Raw genomic sequence first — 18,185 nt, 5'->3', positions numbered from 1 at the left:
GTTGGGCCAGGTCAAAAGACAGCCTGTCGAGTTTCCCCCGGCTACTATAAGGTCAGGATCCCCCGAAGCCATGAGCGGTCTGCCCCCCGATTTCATTCAGTTGGTGCGCCAAAAGGCCGACCTCGTGGAAGTGGTGGCCGAAAAAGTGGTGTTGCGCAAGCAGGGGAAGAACTTTGTTGGGCTTTGCCCTTTCCACAACGACCACAAACCCAGTTTTCAGGTCAGCCCCAGCAAGCAGATCTACAAGTGCTTCTCCTGCGGGGCAGGGGGAGATGTGCTGCGCTTTGTCATGCAGACCGAGCATCTCTCCTTTGCTGAGGCCGTGCGCCACTTGGCGCGGCGATACCACATCCCTCTGCCCACCCGCAATCCCGAGGCGCAGCCCTTGGGATCCCTTGATGAGCGGGAGCTCTCCCACCGGGAAAAGCTGCTGGAGATTTTGGCCATGGCTGCCGATTTTTATCGGCATGCCCTCCGATCCCAGCTAGGATCCGCCGCCCGCCAGTACCTGCACAGCCGCCACCTGAGCGAAGAAACTTTGCAAAAATTTCAAATCGGCTTTGCTCCCCCCGGCTGGCAATCTCTCTACGAATACTTGGTCAACCACAAGCGCCAACCGGTCAAACTTTTAGAAGAGGCTGGATTACTGGTTCCCCGCCAGCAGGGATCCGGCCACTACGACCGCTTTCGCAACCGGATCATGCTGCCCATTTTCGATGTGCAGGGGCGGGTGATCGGGTTTGCCGGCAGAGCCTTGGGGGAGTCAGGACAGCCCAAGTACCTCAACTCTCCAGAAACAGAGCTCTTCAACAAAAGCCAGGTGGTCTATGGCCTCAACTTTGCCCGCGATGCCATTGCCAAGGCCGATCAAGTCCTGGTGGTGGAAGGCTACTTCGATGTCATCGCCCTGCATCAGGCGGGGGTTGCCTATGCCGTAGCCGCTATGGGCACCGCTTTGACGCCCCACCAGGTGAAGATCCTGCTGCGCTACACCCAATCGAAGCGACTGATTCTCAATTTTGATGCGGATCGGGCCGGTTTGAACGCCGCCAACCGAGCCATTGAAGCCGTTGAAGAACAAGCGCGGCGCGGAGAAATTGAGCTGCGCATTCTCACCCTTCCTGAGGGCAAAGATGCCGACGAGTTTTTGCGGGAGTACAAGAGCTCGGCCCCGCCGACGCGAGCGGTTTCTGAACTGCAAACCCTGATCGAGCAAGCTCCCCTGTGGCTGGATTGGCGAATTGAACAGGTGTTGGCCGGTCGGGATCTGAGCCGGGCCGCCGATTTTCAACAGGCCCGTCAAGCCCTTGTGCAACTGCTGGCCGGTTTGGGTGGACAGTGGCGCTCTTTGTATTTGCACAAAGTGGCAGAACTGCTCAGTCGGGGCAATGGTCGCCTCAGTCGAGACTTGGAAGAAGACCTGCGCCGAGCGGTGCGGCAGTACCGCTGGGCCAAACCCCGGCAACCTTCCCTCAATAAGGGATCCAAACTCTTGCAGTCGGAGTCCCATCTTTTGCAGATCTTTCTGCATTTTGGCGAGTATCGCCGCGAAATTCGGCAAACTTTGCTGGAGCGGGAGCTGCAATTTAGTTTTCGCCCCCACCGGGAGCTGTGGCAGCGGATCTTGGAACTGATCTCGGCTCAGCCGGAGCTGGAAGAGCAAGAAGAGACGTTGCTGACGGCTTTGCGCACCCTCTGTGCCCAAGATGAGCAGCTCAACGAGCGCCTCAGCCATCTGCTTTGGCTGGACGAAAACACCCGCGTAGCTCTGATGCGTCCGCAGATGGTGGTGCGGGCCGCCATTGCCAACATGGAGCTGGAAATTCGCCAGAAGCGCTACCGCTACTGGACCCAACTGTGGGATCAAGCCTTTTCCGAAGGCAACACTGCCCTGGCCGCCCAGTACCAGGCCAGCATCCAGCAGGAATACCAAGCGATTCAGGCGCTGCAGCGGCAGGTGCAACTGAGCCTGGAAGACATGTCGGAAACCCCACTGGCCGAAGATCTATAGTCATTTCGATTTAAACCTAAACCCATAACCCAATACGGGGCCAGAAGGCTTCCCTCAATAGCCCAGGCGTCTCACCCTAAACTGAACAGCACTCTAAACTGAACGACTGTAGTGGCTGATGGACGGCCTGTTGCTGCTCAAAAGGGCTTCGCTCCCCTAGCGCGAGATCAGCTCCGCTTGCAACCGCTCCCGGGCCACCTGCAAAGCCTCTGCCAATTTCTCCGGCTGTTTGCCCCCAGCTTGGGCCAAGTTGGGCCGTCCGCCACCACCGCCCCCAGTCAGTTTGGCGATCTCGCCGATGAAGGATCCCGCCTTCAGGCCAAGTTGCTGCACCGCAGGGCTAAAGGCAGCCACCAGGCTGACCTTACCGGCTTCCGGCACCGATCCCAGCACCACTGCCCCTTCCCCCAGCTTGGAGAGCAGATGCTCGGCAGCGGTTTTGAGGGCCTCAGGGGTGGTGGATCCCAGCTCGGCCACCAGCACCTTGAGATCTCCGACGGCAACCGCCTGGGCCAGCAGACCTTCGGCCTGTAGCAAGGCCAACTGGCTGCGCACCTCTTCCAGTTCCTTCTGGGCAGCTTTCAGCTCCGCCTGTAGAGCGGCAACCCGCTCCGGCAGTTCCTGGGGCTTGGCTTTAAATTGAGCGCTCAGCTCCCGCACCACCCTGTCCCGCTCGTTCAGGTATTCCAGTACAGCCGGCCCGGCCACGGCCTCGATGCGACGGATCCCGGCAGCCACTCCAGTCTCGGCGATGATCTTGAACAGGCCAATCTCAGCGGTGTTGTTGACGTGGGTGCCGCCACACAGCTCCATCGACACCCCCGGAAAGTCGATTACCCGCACCTCGGCGCCGTATTTTTCCCCGAACATGGCCACGGCACCTCTGGCTTTGGCTTCGGCCAGGGGCATGATCGCCACCTGAGCAGCATGGGCCTCGGCGATCCAGGTGTTCACCAAGTTCTCGATCTGTTCCAGCTCCTCAGGGGTGACTGGCCGGGATAGGGTGAAATCAAAGCGCAGCCGGTCAAAAGCCACCAGGGATCCCGCCTGACCAATCGAGGGATCGACAATTCTTTTCAGGGCTGCCTGCAGCAGGTGGGTGGCGGTGTGGTGGGCTTGGGCGCGCCGCCGACAGGCCAGGTCGATTTGGGCTTGGACGGGATCCCCCACCCGCAGGATCCCGCGTTCCACATGGCCAAAGTGAACGAACAGATCCCCTTGCTTTTGCACATCTTCAATCCGCACCAGCAGGCCATCCCCGGAGAGGTAGCCCCGGTCGCCAATTTGCCCGCCGGACTCGGCGTAGAAGGGCGTGCGATCCAAAACGACCTGCACTGCCTGCCCTGCCTCCACTTGGGGCACCGATTTCCCCTCGACCAACAGGGCCTCGACCACGCCGCGGGCGGAAGATTGGCTGTATCCCAAAAACTCCGTTTGGCTGAGGAAATCCGCCAGCTCGTCCAGGGATCCCTGGGCTGTGAGGTCGATGGTTTGGTGGGCGGCGCGGGCCCGCTGCCGCTGTTTCTCCATCTCTTGCTCAAAGCCCTCCAGATCCACGCTGAAGCCGTGTTCCTGGGCAATTTCTTGGGTTAGCTCCAGCGGAAAACCGTAGGTATCGAAGAGCTTGAAGGCGTCGGCGCCGGAGATCTGCTTTGGCGAGCTGCTGTCACGGCGGGAAGATTCGACGGCAGTAAACAAATCCAGCAGTAGCCGTTCCCCCCGCTCCAGGGTTTTGAGAAACTGCTCTTCCTCCCGTTGCAGCTCGGTCTTGATCAGGGTTTCTCGCTCCCGCACCTGAGGATAGGCAGCCTCGGCCAACTGAATCGCGGTCTCGATTACCGGGATGGTGAAGGGCTCGCCAATCCCCAGCAATCGCCCGTGGCGCACCATTCGCCGGATCAGCCGCCGCAGCACATAGCCCCGATCCACATTGGAAGGAAGCACCCCATCGGCAATCAAATGCATCACTGCCCGCGCGTGATCCCCGATCACCTTCAGAGAGATCTGCTGCTCCGGGTCGGCCTTGGAGTAGTTCAGCCCGGCGATCCCAGCCGCCGTTTGAATGATGGGAAAGATCAAGTCCGTCTCGTAGTTGTTGGGCACCCCCTGCAACACCTGGGCCAACCGCTCCAACCCCAGGCCGGTGTCGATGTTTTGCTTGGCCAGCGGCATCAGGTGACCTTCGCTATCCCGGTTCAGCTCCATGAACACCAGGTTGTAGATCTCCAGAAAGCGGGAGTCATCCTCCAAATCGATCCGCTCATCCCCCAGCTCTGGCTTGAAGTCGTAGTAAATCTCAGAACAAGGGCCACAGGGGCCAGTGGGGCCGGCAGCCCAGAAATTATCCGCCTCTCCCATGCGCTGGATGCGGTGGGCCGGGATCCCTATCTCATCTCGCCAGAGGGCAAAAGCCTCCTCATCTTCGCGAAAGACGCTCACCACCAGCCGTTCCGGGGGCAGGCCGAACACCTCCGTCACCAGCTCCCAGGCCCAGGCGATGGCCTCCTTTTTGAAGTAGTCGCCAAAGCTGAAGTTGCCCAGCATCTCGAAGAAGGTGTGGTGGCGCGCCGTTCGGCCCACGTTCTCGATGTCGTTGGTGCGCACACATTTCTGGGCCGTTGTAACCCGTGGGTACTCCGGATCCCGTTGCCCCAGGAAAATGGGCTTAAAGGGCAACATGCCGGCAATGGTCAGCAGCACCGTCGGATCTTCCGGCACCAAGGAGGCGCTGGGCAACACCTGGTGGCCCCGCTGAGCGTAGAAGTCCAGAAAAGTTTGCCGAATGGCGGCACCGGAAAGCGCTGGAAACATGACAGGCGAAGATGGCTGTATTCATCAATTCTAAGTTTTCCCTCTGCAGGGCAGTCCAGCCCTTGTTGTTCTCCTCTGTTCCACCAAACCCCATCCGCCGAAAACCTAAGCGATTTGTCCGATGAACCTCAGGGCGGGCAGACGCTAATATCAGCTTATTTGAGGCGGTTGTGCAAGATTTGTTTCTGTGTGGTTTAACCTGTATGTATCTCTCGCAACTCGCCTGCCGATTTCTTGGCTTGGTCTCGGTTGTCCGGGTCGCCAGCCGGTAACCCCAAACTGGTATGCCCACTTGCTACTGCCTTAACCCTGCCTGTTTGCAACCGGAAAACCCGGCGGACGCTTCTACCTGTGCCTCTTGTGGCCATCCCCTCCTGCTGCGCAATCGCTACCGGGCCTTCAAGCGCATCGGCCAGGGGGGATTTGGCTCTACCTTTTTGGCGCGGGATGAGGACATGCCCTCCAAACCTTGGCGGGTGATCAAGCAGTTGCGCCCGGTCGAGGGATCCCCGCAACTGGCCAAGCTGGCGGAGGAGCTCTTCAATCGCGAGGCCCAAGTGCTGGAGCGCCTGGGGGAACATTCGCAGATCCCCAAGCTCTACGCCCACTTCCAGGAAGGCGGCAAGTTCTACCTGGTGCAGGAATTTATCCAGGGCATCACCCTCTCCCAAGAAATGCGTCGCAATGGGCCCTTTTCCGAAGAACAAACCCGGCAGGTGATGCAGGAGGTGCTGCTGATCCTCAGCTATGTCCACAGCCAAAACACGGTTCACCGAGACATTAAACCCGCCAACCTGATTCGTCGCAAAGAAGATGGTCGATTGGTGCTGATCGACTTTGGGGCCGTCAAGCAGCTCGGCCCGGGCCAGGATTCGGCAGAAGAGGCGACGGCCATTCGCTCGCTGGGCTTTTCTCCCCCAGAGCAAGTAGCCGGCCAGGCGGTCGGTCCCTCTAGCGATCTCTATGCTTTGGCTGCCACCTGCATCAACTTGATGACGTTGGAATCTCCGGCCAAGTTTTATAACCATGAAACGGGGCAGTGGGATTGGTCGGATGAACTGCAGCTTAGCCCTGAATTCGACGCCATTTTGCACCGCATGTTGCAGCCGGCCATCAATCAGCGCTTTGCCACCGCCACCGAGGTCTTGCGGGCGCTGCAAGGGATCCCGGTGGAAGAAGCACCGATTGTGTTGCCCAACTCCCCCCTGTCTGCCAATCCCAGCACATCGGTGATCTCCGGCTACTGGGCCAAGCGCCGCTCGGGTGGTTTCGTGCCCACACCCCTCCCTCCGTCCACCGCAGGGGGAATGACAGCCAGCAGCCCGCTATCCATCCCCTCTGAGTGGGGGAGCACCACCGGTTTTACCCAACTGGGCCGAGCCAGCAGCATCACAGGCAGCGGACGGATCAAGCCGGCTACCCCACCGCGGATCCCTTCCATGGCGGGGGCCGATCTACGGGGCAAGTCCTTTGCCAACCAAAACTTGGCCGGCTATGATTTGCGCCGGGCCGATCTGCGGGGGGCCGATTTCTCAGGGGCCAACTTGCAGGGGGCGGATCTGCGCGGGATCCTCTTCAACACCCCTCAACCCTACTGGCTGCGGGTTTTGATCCAACTGTCTGGATCGGCCAAGACGTTGGGAGGGATCCTGACAGGCTTGGGGGGGCTGCTGGGCTCGGGGATCCTGGCCTTTTTGCTTGTCCGCCTGACCACGGGCAATTTGGTTTATGCGTTGGGAGCGGCCACGCTCGCTTTGGTGGTGGCCAGCTCAGTGCTCTGGTCTATGGCCGGCAGGGTTCGTCTGGCTCGATCCCCAGAAGAAAAGAGCAAGCGCTTCACCAACTTTTGCAAAGCAGATCTGCGGGGGGCACGGATGGACGAGAAGCTGCGGAAGTTTGCCCGCCGACAGGGGGCCATCTTGAGTTGACGCAGGGCGGATTGCGGATCTGGCGGATCTGGAATTTTGCGTTGCGATCTTTAACTTTATAGATCTTTAATAGTTTTATAGTTGTTTCAGGTTAGGATGAGACGTCTGGGCTACTGCTCGCGCCAGCGGGACGGAGTCCTTAGAAAAGCCTTCTGGCCCTCCGCATTATTGCCCCGCAATGCCATTGCTCCGCAACGCTGACGCGAAGACGCGACCGACGTCTTAGTGTGGGCACAGTGTCCTGGTTTGAATCGAGATGACTATAAACAAGAGATCAAGCCATCGAAGGGGGTGGAGAGGCCCATCTGCGAAGCGATTGATTGACCTGTTCCATCAAAGCTCGGCAGGCTACGGTTTTGCCCTGTTGCCGATCCCCAGCTTGGTCGTAAAAGACAATACCATCGGCCCGAGAAAGGCCCAACGCCAAGAACAACAGCTCCAAGACCCCAAAAGAAGCGGTCTCCAGCTCCGGCGCTCGATCCTTAAGCTCTGCCAACGTGGTGTGCGCATCTTCCAGGTGGCCGAAGGCCGGGATCCACAGATGGGTCGTCGGCTGGGATCCCTCTGAGGATGAGTCGCCAGCAGCAGGATCCTCGACCACCCGCACCGTCAGCCAGCCGCCATCGGGGTAGCGCAAGGTGGTGTATTGCAGGTGATCCAGGTGTTGAGCCACCTGGGTGAGCACATCCGCCACCTGTTGCATCGCCGCCGTCGGGATCCCGTTTTGGGGAGCGGTATCCACAAGGGTTGCGGCCTGTGCTGCCAGACTAACCACCATGATTGACAACAATCCTCGTCCACATCCAGAATAGATATTCGCAGCGATTGGGGCTGTAGTTCAATTGGTTAGAGCACCGCCCTGTCACGGCGGAAGTTGCGGGTTCGAGCCCCGTCAGCCCCGTACTCCTAAAACACTCTAGCTTAGTCGCTCCCCTGCAGCCCTCACATTTCCAGACTGATCTGATTTCTTGATTTCTGACGGTGACTGCTGCACAATGCGGCCGGCTCAGGGTTCAAGTTTCGGCGGTGGGGTATGGAAAGCCCGCCCTAAAATGGGGCTTAGTCCAGGGGAAAAACCATGCAGTATCGCAGATTTGGGCGTACCGAGCTGTCTATGCCCGTGCTGAGCTGTGGTGGCATGCGCTATCAACACAGTTGGCAAGATACTCCTTGGTCAGGGATCCCAGCGGCAAGCCAGCAGAACCTGGAGGCGACGATTCGCCGGGCCTTGGAGGTGGGCATCAACCACATCGAAACTGCCCGCGGCTATGGCACTTCTGAAATGCAGTTGGGCCGCATTTTGCCGCTCTTTCCCCGGCAAGATCTGATTGTGCAGACGAAAATTGGCCCCAGCGCCGACCCGCAGCAGTTCCTGGCCAAGTTCGAGCAATCGATGAGCTACTTGAACCTCGATTATGTGGATCTGCTGGCCATCCACGGGTTGAATACCTGGGAAGACTTGGAGCACAGCCTGCGTCCAGGGGGGTGTCTGGAGGTGTGTCAGCGCCTGGTACGGCAGGGGCGGGTGCGTTTTGTCGGCTTCTCCACCCATGGGCCGACGGAGTTGATCGTGGAAGCCATACGGTCAGGGGGCTTCGATTACGTCAACCTGCACTGGTATTTTGTCAACCAGACCAACTGGCCTGCCATTGAGGCCGCCGCTCAGCAGGATATGGGGGTATTCATCATCAGTCCCTCGGATAAGGGGGGCAAGCTTTACGATCCGCCCGCCAAGCTGGTGCAGTTGTGCCAACCCCTCAGCCCGATGGTCTTCAACGACCTGTTCTGTCTGTCCCATCCCCAGGTTCACACCCTCAGCATTGGGGCGGCCCGACCCAGCGATTTTGATGAGCACCTGCAGGCGGTGGAGTTATTGGATCGGGCTGATGAGCTGTTGCCGCCGATCCTGGCCCGCCTAGAGCAAGCTTTGATCGAGCAGGTGGGAGAGCACTACGCCAAAACTTGGCACCAGGGCCTGCCTCGCTACGACCAAACCCCCGGACAGGTGAATATCCCGTTTATTCTGCTGCTGCGCAATTTGGTCTTGGCCTATGACTTGGTGGACTATGCCAAGAGCCGTTACAACCTGTTGGGCAATGCCGGCAGTTGGCTCCCCGGCCAGCGGGCAGACAAAGTGGATGCCGAAGCCCTGCGACCTTATCTTATCCACAGCCCCCACCGCGACCGGATCCCGGCTTTGTTGCAAGAAGCCCATCGCCTGCTCTCTGGAGCTGAGGTGAAGCGCCTATCTCAGAGCTAGCTTGCTCAGGGATCCCCCCGTTTGACGGTCGAGATCCGGTGGAGAAGATGATATGGCAAGGTTTACTCTTTAACCGCAGGAAAAAAAGAGTTGTCAGCTCCCGCCAGCGGCTCCTTATCTCATTTGGGTAGCTCGTGTTAGAGTCTGAGCACTTTCGGCTATCTGAGCATGCGTTGAGACGGCTGCAGCAGCGACAAGAGATCGCAAGCCAGTGGATCGAGAGAGTTCTGAGCTGCCCTGACTACGTACAAGTGGATCCCAAAGATCCTCAGCTCAAGCAAGCCTATGGTCGAATTCCGGAGTACGGCAATCGCCTCCTGAAGATTGTTTACGATGAATCAACGGATCCTTGGACAGTGGTGACTATCTTTTTTGATCGAACAATGGGGAAAAAGCTGCCATGAGACCTTTCATCGAGTTTGATCCTGATGTGGATGCTGGATATATTCGTTTGACAACAGCTCAAGTCCAAAGCTCAGAGGAGATTGCCCCTGGGGTTGTTTTGGATTTCGACAAGGAAAATCAACTGGTTGGAGTTGAGGTTCTCTCTGTTCATCGACAAATGGATAGCGACATTAAAATGCTTCCGCAAGAGATTCAAGACTACATCGTTTTATTGAGAAACTCCGTGTTGCAAGAACAGTTACTGAGTTAGATGAGAGTCTGGCAACACTAGCCCCACCGCATCTGTAGACGCAAGAGGAGTACCATTGCGATGGCCAGCCTTTTACTGTGGCCTGTTTGGCATGGTTGTAGGTGATTGAGATAACAGTCGCCGACCTTTCGGATTGCCAACGGATGTGCCGTCACTTTTATCGGATAGGCCGCACTCTCTTGGATCTGGACGCTGCCAAAACCGTTCGGGATCAACCCACCTGGTTTGAGGCTCCATCTTAAGGTCAGGGGCAGGAACCTGTTTGCCAGCAGCCTCAATCCCCTTGGACAGAGTGCTCTCAGCCACCCAACCCCATCGCTTCAATTTGATGAATGTAGTCGGGGGGAAGCCCATGCTCTCGTGCCCCCTTCAAGATTCCTTGAAGATATCCCTCGCTTGGGATCAATGAATCATCAATGAATGAATCTCCCGCCACGTAAGTCATTGCTTCGATCACTTCACCCTCATCGCTTCGAACCTGAACCTGCTGGCGACGGTAATGACCTCCCGGAATTCCTTCATACCGATCCATCCTCTCCAGCCTGTCCGAGCTGCACAGATAGGCAACTCCCCACACAACCCCAGAGGGATCCCGGACAATGTTGGCCTTGCCGGTTCCATCGTTGCCGCGCTTGTTGAACGTCAGGCGGTATCCCTGCAAACGAGCACGCCTAGCTTCCTTGAAATCAACAGCACGGTGTCTCATCTGCTGGGCATCTAGGTTACTTCCGTATGCAAAATACCACTGCTCACTCATCTCTAGTTCCCTTGGTGTCGGGTGAACCCGCCTACCCAGAGTTACACTGAGATATTGAGCACATTAGCATCACGGGATCCCGCCCCTCCATGAGCTACTTGGTTATCGACACCGAGGGCAACCCCAACCTCAAAGAAATCGCCCTTATCGACAGCAGCGGCCAGCTTATCTACCACGCCTACACCCAAGAATACTCGCCCCACCACCCCCAGCCCAAACCTTTGGCCCAAATCGTTGCTGACCTGCGGCGCTTGGCACAAGGCAAGACTCTTGTTTTCCACCATGCAGATCACGACCTAAAAACCCTTAAACAAGCCTTTGACCAAGTTAACCAAGATTGGCTTCCTAACCCCATCTTCTGTACTTGGTCAGCCGCCAAGCAATGTTTTCCCAACCTTGCCGGTTACAGCCTAGAGTATCTCAGCAAACATCTCGGGATCCAACTGGAGAGCGGTTACTTCAACTCCAAACTGGCCCACGACGCCAGCTACGATGCCCTCTTTACCTACCACCTCTATCGCCACCTCACCCACGCTCAGCTCAAAGCCCAGAATGTTCCCAATCCTTTCGCCAACAGCAGAGTTGACAATCCCTTTCAGCATTATCCCGACGAGACCACCATCTATCAGCCTCAGTACCAGCAGCTCACTGCCACCCTACAGGACATCCAACGGGATCCCAACCACCAGAGCCGAGGGGTTGTCTTACTGGGTGAACCTGGATCCGGCAAGACCCACCTGATCATGCGGGTGGCCCAAAACCTCCTGCGCCACAACCGTCTCCTGTTTATCCCTCAGCCCACCCATCCCGACAACATCTACCACCACATCTACAGCCACACCCTAGAATCCCTGCGCGAACGGGTAGATGCCCATCACCACACCCAGCTCGACTACTTGATTGCCAAGAGCTTTGTGGAAATCTTGAAAACCTTCCCCCAAACCTCAAAAACTGAAGAGCTTCTCTCCCTTCTCACGGCGGATCCCCTTAATCTCTTTCATCGCCTAGGAGCAGAAGGCAGCGAGCGTCGTCGTCAGCAATGGCAAGCCATTGAAAAACTGGTTCTGCGCTGGTGGGCAGAGCAAAACTTCCTTACCGGTTCCACCGAAAACATTCTCAAGGGCATCATCAAATACTGCAGCTACAGGGATCCCAACCGCCGTCACCAGATCATCCGCTGGCTCAGCGGTACCGACCTGGATCCTGAAGAAACCAACTTGATTGGGTTGCCTCCTTGGAGTGCAGATCTGGATCGCAACACCTTTGCCCTAGAAGGGATGAAAGTCATCGGCAGGCTTTCGCTGCTTGACCGACCTCTCATTATTGTCTTTGACCAATTGGAAGCTTTGGGCCGAGAAGAAAATCGAGATATCCTTCTCAACTTTGGCGATGCCCTGAAAGAGCTTTTTACCCGTATCCCCAACAGTCTGTTTATCCTCAATCTGTTCCCCGACCGTTGGCAACATTTCCAAACCCAATTTGACCGGGCCACCGTTGATCGTCTCTCCCAAACCGTTCTCTCTCTGGATCCCCCACCTGCTCCCCAGCTTCAAACCCTTCTGCAAACCCGTCTGCCTTCAGGGATCCACCTCCAAGCTCTCTTTACCGCCGATGACCTAAGCGATATTCTTGGTCAACCCTCCATCCGCGCCATTCTCAACCGAGCCTCAGCCTACTATCGCCACTACATCAACGGGATCCCTCTCCCTCCCCAGGTGCAAGTTGTACCCACTGCCAGCAATCTAGCCGCCCGTGTCCAGCGGCTCGAAACTGAGCTGCAAACCCTCAAACAACTGCTCATCCCCCTTCTGCCTGCCCACGGCCCCTCCATCGTTCTATCTCCACCCCTTCGGGATCCCAGCCGATCTGCCGATCTTGTTGAGACGCTGGATCCCTATCTCCGCACCACTGAGGCTCAGCTCCGCGCCGCCTATCCCCAAGAGGCGATCATCGACAGCACAGCCGATATCGGCAAATTGCGCACCATCGGCAATGCCCTACAAGGGATCCATCCTGTCCCCATGAGCACCCTGAAGCTGGGCAAACGCAAACTTCTAGATCACCTCTATTTCTCCGCCCAGAAGCGGGTGATCGCCTTTATCCAAGTGGGTCCCAGCAGCATGTATGGACAGCTCAATAACTTCAACCAATTGGTGATTGCTCACCCTGAGCTTCAGTTTCTCTTGCTGCGGGATGCCCGCCTCAAGCCTCCTTCCAAAAAGGCTACCGCCACCAAAGAGGCCTTGGCTGCCCTCAACAACAGCCCTAATGGCAAGTATAAGCTGCTCACCAAAGAGGATCGCATTCACCTGGAGCTGATGTACAGAATGATCACCGACATCCAAAACCGCGACTTGGAGCTAGACCTGACCTCAGCCGTTCGGTACTATCTTGAGCATAGGGATCCCCCCCTTATTGCCTGGATCCTGGGCCGTGATTAAGCGCTCCAGATCCGTCGAAACCCCATGTTGTTCAAGGTCGGCTCCGCATCGGGATCCAGCACCGTAAAACCGGGATCCCATATTGTCCGGCCAAGCTTGTGACCTGATTCTTAAGGCTGCCGATCAACGGAGCCAATGGCAAGGGATTGACAGCGGAGCCAAAGTACCTCAAAGTTTCCGGCATAGTGGGCTTTGTCCGGCTCAAGCCCTCCCCTGATTACTCAGTATCGGAGCGGCGGGATTTGAACCCACGACCCCCACTACCCCAAAGTGGTGCGCTACCAAGCTGCGCTACGCCCCGACGCACTTACGGGTAGAAGCCCATGAAGTGCCTAGCTAGTATAGCATCGGATCGCGGCCAGAGTTAACCCCAAGCTGCGGGATCCCGTGGAAAACATGCTAGCTTAGTTAAGCCGTTAAGAAATCGCACGCCTGAACCACCGGGTGTCCTTACAGCCCTTTCGCGGTTTGCTGCAACAGCTCCTGAGTTCCTTGCCAATGGGGGTAGAGCGCTCTGTGCAGGTAACCGGCGGGAAGGCCGTAACTGGGATCCGTTCGGGCGGAGGCTAACCCGTAGGAGAGGAAAAACTCATGAGCGTAGTCAGTTTGCCTCAACTGTTGGAGGCAGGGGTTCACTTCGGCCACAAGGCCAGCCGCTGGAACCCGAAAATGCGGCCCTACATCTTTACCGAGCGGAACGGCATCCACATCATCGATTTGGTGCAGACGGCCCGCTATCTGAACGAAGCCTACGAGTATGTGCGGGATGCTGCTGACAGGGGTTGGCGCTTCCTGTTTGTGGGCACCAAACGGCAAGCTGCCGGGATCATCGCTCAAGAGGCTCGTCGCTGTGGCAGCTACTATGTCAACCAGCGCTGGTTGGGGGGTATGCTCACCAACTGGGCCACCATCAAAACCCGCATCGACCGCCTCAAAGAAATTGAGGAGATGGAGAGCAGTGGTCTTCTGGATCGCCTGCCCAAACAAGAGGCCAGCCGTCTGCGGCGAGAGTTGGCCAGGCTGGAAAAGTACTTGGGCGGCATTAAAACGATGCGCAAGCTCCCCGATGCGGTGATCATCGTCGATCAGCGGCGGGAGGCCAACGCCGTTCAGGAATGTATCAAGCTGAACATCCCGATCATCTCACTGCTGGACACCAACTGCGACCCCGATCTCAGCGATATCTTCATTCCCTCTAACGACGATGCCATTCGAGCGATTAAGCTGATTGTAGGCAAGTTGGCGGATGCCATCTACGAAGGGCGGCATGGGCAGCTCGACACCGTTGAAGAGGATGAGTACGACTACGAAGGGGCCATGGATCTGGACGACGACATGCTGGAGGATATGGAGGACGAAGAAGAAGGAGAAGCCGAGGAAGGCTAGACCGAGGGCAGGGATCCCGTGCAATCCGGGCACTTCCCTGCCTGTTCCCTATCCAAAGGCGTGTATTCTTGAAATCTAGGTTTACAATTCTACCGAAGCCCGCTCATTCTCACTCATATCCCGCCACATTCTTCCCGTTCTTTCATTCGAGGAGCCCTCATGAGCATTGATGCCAAACTGGTCAAAGAGCTGCGCGAAAAGACGGGCGCAGGCATGATGGACTGCAAAAAAGCCCTGGAAGATTCCGGTGGCGATATGGAGAAAGCCATCACCTGGCTGCGACAGAAAGGGTTGGCAGGGGCAGCCAAAAAGGCCAGTCGCGTCGCGGCAGAGGGGGCAGTTGACAGCTACATCCACTTCGGCAATCGAATTGGGGTGTTGGTGGAAGTGAACTGCGAGACGGACTTCGTGGCCCGCAACGAAGATTTCAAGAAATTGGTGCAAGACATCGCCAAGCAGATTGCCGCCTGCCAAAACGTAGAATACGTCAGCGTTGACCAGATCCCTGCTGAAGTGGTGGAGCGGGAAAAAGCCATTGAAATGGGCAAAGAAGATCTGGCCAATAAGCCGGAGAACATACGCGAGAAGATCGTGCAAGGTCGCATCGAAAAGCGCCTGAAAGAGTTATCCCTGTTGGATCAACCCTTTATTAAAGATTCCTCGATCACGGTGGAGGAATTGGTCAAGCAGCACATTGCCAAACTGGGGGAAAACATTCGGGTGCGGCGGTTTGTGCGCTTTGTCCTGGGAGAGGGGATCGAGAAAGAAGAAGTGGATTTTGCTGCTGAGGTTGCCGCTCAAGCCGGTCTCAAGCCGGCAGAGGCCCCCAAAGTGGAAGAGACTCCACCCGCTCCTCCTGAAGAACCTGCCCCAGAACCGGCCCCTGCTGCCGAGAGCAAGCCGGCCAAAAAAGGCTCCGCCAAGAAAAAGAAATAGCCGGTCAAGGCTGAGCTGTAGGGCCATGTCGGCGGTGCAGAGGCGTTGAAACTGCGTTATGGAGAGTGTGGGCACCTCTATGTCGGCAGTTCTATAACCACTACGCTTGGGTATCCCTTGGGGGAAAGGCTAGGTTATGCATGCAAATGTTCTGATCCTCCCGCCTTGGCAGGGTTAACTCCAGCACGCTAAGGTAGCAGACGGCCTTTTTGGATCCCGGGCATGAGTTTTATCTTGCGCAATGCGTTAATTCCCACCGCCACCGGCTACGAAACCGCAGATGTGCGAATCGAGGGGGAACGGATTGCTGCCATAGGCAGAGGGTTACCCGCAACGGGCGCAGACAGCCTGGAACTGGATGCCAGTAACCAACTCTTGCTGCCGGGCTTTGTCAATGCCCACACCCATTCTTCCGAAATGTGGCAACGAGGGATCATACCGCCCTATCCGCTGGAGCTGTGGCTGGCACAACTGCACGAGTATGCGCCGCCGGATCCGGAAAAAATCTATCTCAGCGCGCTGGGGACGGCGGTGGAAACCCTGCTGACGGGGGGCACCTCGGTGGTGGATCATCTGGTGTTGATCCCAGGCCAAGAGTTGGCCACCATTGAGGCGGCGGTACGGGCCTACCGAGAAGTCGGGATCCGCGCCTTCGTGGGCCCCTTGATCCAGGATCAGGCTCTCTCTCGGGGGTTGCCCAGCAGCTCCTCTTGGGATCGGGAGCCGGAAACCTATCCCCTCTCCACAGCAGAGGTGCTGGCCATTGTGGAAGAGGCGGTGCAGCGCTTTCACCGGCCAGAAGAGGGCATTACCCTCATGGTGGCTCCCACAGGGATCCAACTGTGCTCAGACGAGCTGTTCAAGGGCTGTGCGGAGTTGAGCCAGAAGTATGACCTACCCCGCCACGCCCACCTGTTGGAAACCCGCGCCCAGCAGATGTTGGCCCAGGAAAAGTACGGCTGTAGTGCTGTGGAGCATCTGGAGCGCTTGGGCTACCTAGACCGGAAAACTTCCTTGGCCCACTGCGTCTGGCTCAGCGATGCCGATATTGAAATCCTGGCCCGTACCGGCTCTACGGTTGTTCACAACCCCTTGAGCAACCTGCGCCTAGGCAGCGGCATTGCCCCCATCTTGAAATACCGCCGGGCAGGGGTGAACGTGGCCTTTGGCTGCGATGGATCCGCCAGCAACGATTCGCAGGATTTGCTAGAGGCCATCAAAATCGGCACCATCCTTCACAACATCACGGATCCCGACTACCGCCACTGGATTTCTCCCCGCGAGAGCATCGAGATGGCAGCCCGAGGTGGGGCCATTGGCCTGGGGCTAGGGGAGGAGCTGGGATCCCTGGAAGTGGGCAAGCAAGCGGATCTGGTGCTGTACGATCTCACCCAACTGTCGCTGTTGCCCCGTACCGATCCCATTGGGCTGCTGGTGTTGGGTCGGCCCACCCAGGCAGTGCATAGCGTTTGGGTGCGAGGAAAACAGGTGGTGTCCGGCGGAGCCGTGACGACGGTGGATGTGGCCAAGCTGCGGCAGGATCTGTTTGCCCACAGCACCTGGGATCCCTTCCGCCGATCCCAGCAGGTGGCACAGCTGGAGGCCCGCTACCGCCGCGTGATGGGTTTGCCGGCATAGCCATGGCAGGGATCCCTGCGGGTTCAGAGGTCGACTGGGCCAGAGCCACTGCGCAGGTGAAACGACAGGCCCTGGCCCTGGGTTTTGACAAAGTCGGCATTGCCAGCATAGAGGATCCCCCCGACTTGCGGGGCCTGCAAGCTTGGCTGGCTGCGGGCATGGCCGCCGACATGGCCTGGATGGAGGATCCTAGGCGAATGGATCCAAAGCAGGTGCTGCCGGGGGTGCAGTCGTTGGTCTGTGTGGCTTTGAATTACTACACCCCCATCCGCCACAGCCAGGATCCCGGCAAAGGCAAGATCTCCCGCTACGCTTGGGGTCGAGATTATCACCGCGTGTTGGGGCGGCGGCTGAAGCAGCTCCACCTCTGGATGCAAGCGCAATTTCCGAACTACCGCGGTCGATGCTATGTCGATACCGGCCCGGTGGCGGAAAAGCCCTGGGCCATGCAGGCGGGCTTGGGTTGGATCGGCAAAAACAGCCTGTTGCTCACCCGCGAGTACGGCTCCTGGGTGTTTCTGGGAGTGATCCTGACCACCCTGCCGTTGCTCCCTGACCAGCCCCACACCGCTCACTGCGGCACCTGTACCCGCTGCCTAGAGGCTTGCCCCACGCAGGCCATCGTCAGCCCAGGGGTGGTGGATTCCCGCCGCTGCGTTGCCTACCACACTCTAGAAAGCCACGCCGAGCGGATCCCTGCCAAGATTGCCCAGAACCTGCACAACTGGGTGGCCGGCTGTGACATCTGCCAGGAGGTCTGCCCTTGGAACCAACGCTTTGCCCAACCCAGCCGGATCCCGGATTTTCAGCCCTACTCTTGGAATGTTGCCCCTGATCTCCAGGAGCTGGCCCGGATCGATGATCGGGAATTCGACCACAAGTTTCCGGCCTCTGCCCTGCGCCGGCTCAAGGCCCACCGCCTGCGCCGCAACGCCCAAGCAGCCCTGGAAGGCAATTCCAGCTCTGCAGCTGGCAGCAACGATTTGGAAGCCCCCTCTACTTAACTTGGATACGCTTTCCTAGCAGGATCTTGCGGCCTCGAGGCCGGCGCCAGAAAATGGTGGGGCTATTGTCTCTGGGCCAGGGACGCAAGCTAACATACATGCCCTACCCTCTTTCTGAGGCCACAGTGCTGGGCCGCCATGGTCTTGCTCTCGTGGGAGCGGTTTTGCGCAAAGGACGTGTGGACTTGGTGCAGGAGTTTACCCACCGCTTTGTTTGAGCTGGATCGACTCAAACACAGTAGCCCCACCTAAAACACGGTCACTTCAAGCTAGATTAGGACACTGATACATTCACGCTGAACTCTCCTGAACATGGTTCAGGAAAGAAGCGATCGCATCCTGCCTATCTCTGAGCAGG

General features: G+C 57.8%; 13 protein-coding genes, 2 tRNA genes and 1 pseudogene. 12 read left to right on the top strand and 4 right to left on the bottom strand.

Going from position 1 to position 18,185, the window contains the following annotated elements:
- Window positions 1-70 precede the first annotated feature (70 nt).
- The gene (dnaG, locus tag NW842_RS06410) at window positions 71-2,011 is read left to right on the top strand and encodes a DNA primase (protein WP_414342270.1); all 1,941 of its coding nucleotides are present in this window, start codon (window positions 71-73) and stop codon (window positions 2,009-2,011) included.
- 156 nt (window positions 2,012-2,167) lie between these two features.
- Here dnaG and alaS read toward each other — a convergent pair whose 3' ends face one another.
- On the bottom strand, window positions 2,168-4,822 hold the full coding sequence (gene alaS, locus NW842_RS06405) for an alanine--tRNA ligase (protein ID WP_414417699.1): 2,655 nt from the start codon (window positions 4,820-4,822) through the stop codon (window positions 2,168-2,170).
- Between the two features lie 284 nt (window positions 4,823-5,106).
- Here alaS and NW842_RS06400 point away from each other — a divergent pair, with 284 nt between their 5' ends.
- Window positions 5,107-6,750: a protein kinase domain-containing protein gene (locus tag NW842_RS06400; protein WP_414417698.1), complete on the top strand. Its 1,644-nt coding sequence runs from the start codon at window positions 5,107-5,109 to the stop codon at window positions 6,748-6,750.
- A 274-nt stretch (window positions 6,751-7,024) separates the two neighbouring features.
- On the opposite strand, the gene NW842_RS06395 is transcribed toward NW842_RS06400, so the two are convergent.
- A complete protein-coding gene (locus NW842_RS06395) occupies window positions 7,025-7,528 on the bottom strand; it encodes a hypothetical protein (protein ID WP_414342275.1) in 504 nt (167 codons plus the stop codon).
- Window positions 7,529-7,577: 49 nt separating this feature from the next.
- On the opposite strand from NW842_RS06395, the gene NW842_RS06390 reads away from it, so the two are divergent.
- The 4 genes from NW842_RS06390 (at window position 7,578) to NW842_RS06375 (ending at window position 9,665) form a co-directional block, all read left to right on the top strand.
- Window positions 7,578-7,651: transfer RNA gene (locus NW842_RS06390), tRNA-Asp, on the top strand.
- Between the two features lie 177 nt (window positions 7,652-7,828).
- Window positions 7,829-9,010, top strand: coding sequence for an aldo/keto reductase (locus tag NW842_RS06385; RefSeq protein WP_414342276.1), 1,182 nt, complete (start codon window positions 7,829-7,831; stop codon window positions 9,008-9,010).
- Window positions 9,011-9,144: 134 nt separating this feature from the next.
- Window positions 9,145-9,414, top strand: a complete 270-nt coding sequence (locus tag NW842_RS06380; RefSeq protein WP_011433139.1) for a DUF4258 domain-containing protein — start codon at window positions 9,145-9,147, stop codon at window positions 9,412-9,414.
- A complete protein-coding gene (locus NW842_RS06375; RefSeq protein ID WP_011433140.1) occupies window positions 9,411-9,665 on the top strand; it encodes a DUF2283 domain-containing protein in 255 nt (84 codons plus the stop codon). Before NW842_RS06380 ends, NW842_RS06375 begins: the two co-directional genes overlap by 4 nt.
- Before the next feature lie 298 nt (window positions 9,666-9,963).
- Here the strand turns inward: NW842_RS06375 and NW842_RS06370 are convergent, their stop codons facing one another.
- On the bottom strand, window positions 9,964-10,422 hold the full coding sequence (locus tag NW842_RS06370) for a gamma-glutamylcyclotransferase family protein (RefSeq protein WP_414417697.1): 459 nt from the start codon (window positions 10,420-10,422) through the stop codon (window positions 9,964-9,966).
- Between the two features lie 89 nt (window positions 10,423-10,511).
- Here NW842_RS06370 and NW842_RS06365 point away from each other — a divergent pair, with 89 nt between their 5' ends.
- Window positions 10,512-12,863, top strand: coding sequence for an AAA family ATPase (locus NW842_RS06365; RefSeq protein WP_414417696.1), 2,352 nt, complete (start codon window positions 10,512-10,514; stop codon window positions 12,861-12,863).
- A 227-nt stretch (window positions 12,864-13,090) separates the two neighbouring features.
- Here NW842_RS06365 and NW842_RS06360 read toward each other — a convergent pair.
- Window positions 13,091-13,164: transfer RNA gene (locus tag NW842_RS06360), tRNA-Pro, on the bottom strand.
- Window positions 13,165-13,454: 290 nt separating this feature from the next.
- On the opposite strand from NW842_RS06360, the gene rpsB reads away from it, so the two are divergent.
- From rpsB to NW842_RS06335, 5 genes and pseudogenes are all read left to right on the top strand, one after another.
- Window positions 13,455-14,249, top strand: a complete 795-nt coding sequence (gene rpsB / locus NW842_RS06355) for a 30S ribosomal protein S2 (RefSeq protein WP_414328871.1) — start codon at window positions 13,455-13,457, stop codon at window positions 14,247-14,249.
- Window positions 14,250-14,408: 159 nt separating this feature from the next.
- Window positions 14,409-15,053 (top strand): annotated as a pseudogene (tsf, locus tag NW842_RS06350) (translation elongation factor Ts); the annotation flags it as partial.
- 354 nt (window positions 15,054-15,407) lie between these two features.
- The gene (locus NW842_RS06345; protein WP_414417695.1) at window positions 15,408-16,823 is read left to right on the top strand and encodes an amidohydrolase; all 1,416 of its coding nucleotides are present in this window, start codon (window positions 15,408-15,410) and stop codon (window positions 16,821-16,823) included.
- A gap of 2 nt (window positions 16,824-16,825) precedes the next feature.
- Window positions 16,826-17,827, top strand: coding sequence for a tRNA epoxyqueuosine(34) reductase QueG (gene queG / locus NW842_RS06340; protein ID WP_414417694.1), 1,002 nt, complete (start codon window positions 16,826-16,828; stop codon window positions 17,825-17,827).
- A gap of 26 nt (window positions 17,828-17,853) precedes the next feature.
- Window positions 17,854-18,045 (top strand): hypothetical protein, encoded by a 192-nt coding sequence (locus tag NW842_RS06335; RefSeq protein WP_414380595.1) that lies wholly within the window; start codon window positions 17,854-17,856, stop codon window positions 18,043-18,045.
- Window positions 18,046-18,185: the final 140 nt, after the last annotated feature.

It is taken from the genome of Synechococcus sp. R55.4, from assembly GCF_047461935.1.
GTDB lineage: Bacteria > Cyanobacteriota > Cyanobacteriia > Thermostichales > Thermostichaceae > Thermostichus.
This window is presented reverse-complemented; position numbering and strand designations above follow the sequence as displayed.

What these genes read in the sequence shown, in the direction of transcription:
- rpsB (WP_414328871.1), top strand. Translation starts at nt 13,455, where the DNA reads ATGAGCGTAGTCAGTTTGCCTCAACTGTTGGAGGCAGGGGTTCACTTC.
- NW842_RS06385 (WP_414342276.1), top strand. Translation starts at nt 7,829, where the DNA reads ATGCAGTATCGCAGATTTGGGCGTACCGAGCTGTCTATGCCCGTGCTG.
- NW842_RS06375 (WP_011433140.1), top strand. Translation starts at nt 9,411, where the DNA reads ATGAGACCTTTCATCGAGTTTGATCCTGATGTGGATGCTGGATATATT.
- NW842_RS06365 (WP_414417696.1), top strand. Translation starts at nt 10,512, where the DNA reads ATGAGCTACTTGGTTATCGACACCGAGGGCAACCCCAACCTCAAAGAA.
- dnaG (WP_414342270.1), top strand. Translation starts at nt 71, where the DNA reads ATGAGCGGTCTGCCCCCCGATTTCATTCAGTTGGTGCGCCAAAAGGCC.
- alaS (WP_414417699.1), bottom strand. Translation starts at nt 4,822, where the DNA reads ATGTTTCCAGCGCTTTCCGGTGCCGCCATTCGGCAAACTTTTCTGGAC.
- queG (WP_414417694.1), top strand. Translation starts at nt 16,826, where the DNA reads ATGGCAGGGATCCCTGCGGGTTCAGAGGTCGACTGGGCCAGAGCCACT.
- NW842_RS06400 (WP_414417698.1), top strand. Translation starts at nt 5,107, where the DNA reads ATGCCCACTTGCTACTGCCTTAACCCTGCCTGTTTGCAACCGGAAAAC.
- NW842_RS06345 (WP_414417695.1), top strand. Translation starts at nt 15,408, where the DNA reads ATGAGTTTTATCTTGCGCAATGCGTTAATTCCCACCGCCACCGGCTAC.
- NW842_RS06395 (WP_414342275.1), bottom strand. Translation starts at nt 7,528, where the DNA reads ATGGTGGTTAGTCTGGCAGCACAGGCCGCAACCCTTGTGGATACCGCT.
- NW842_RS06370 (WP_414417697.1), bottom strand. Translation starts at nt 10,422, where the DNA reads ATGAGTGAGCAGTGGTATTTTGCATACGGAAGTAACCTAGATGCCCAG.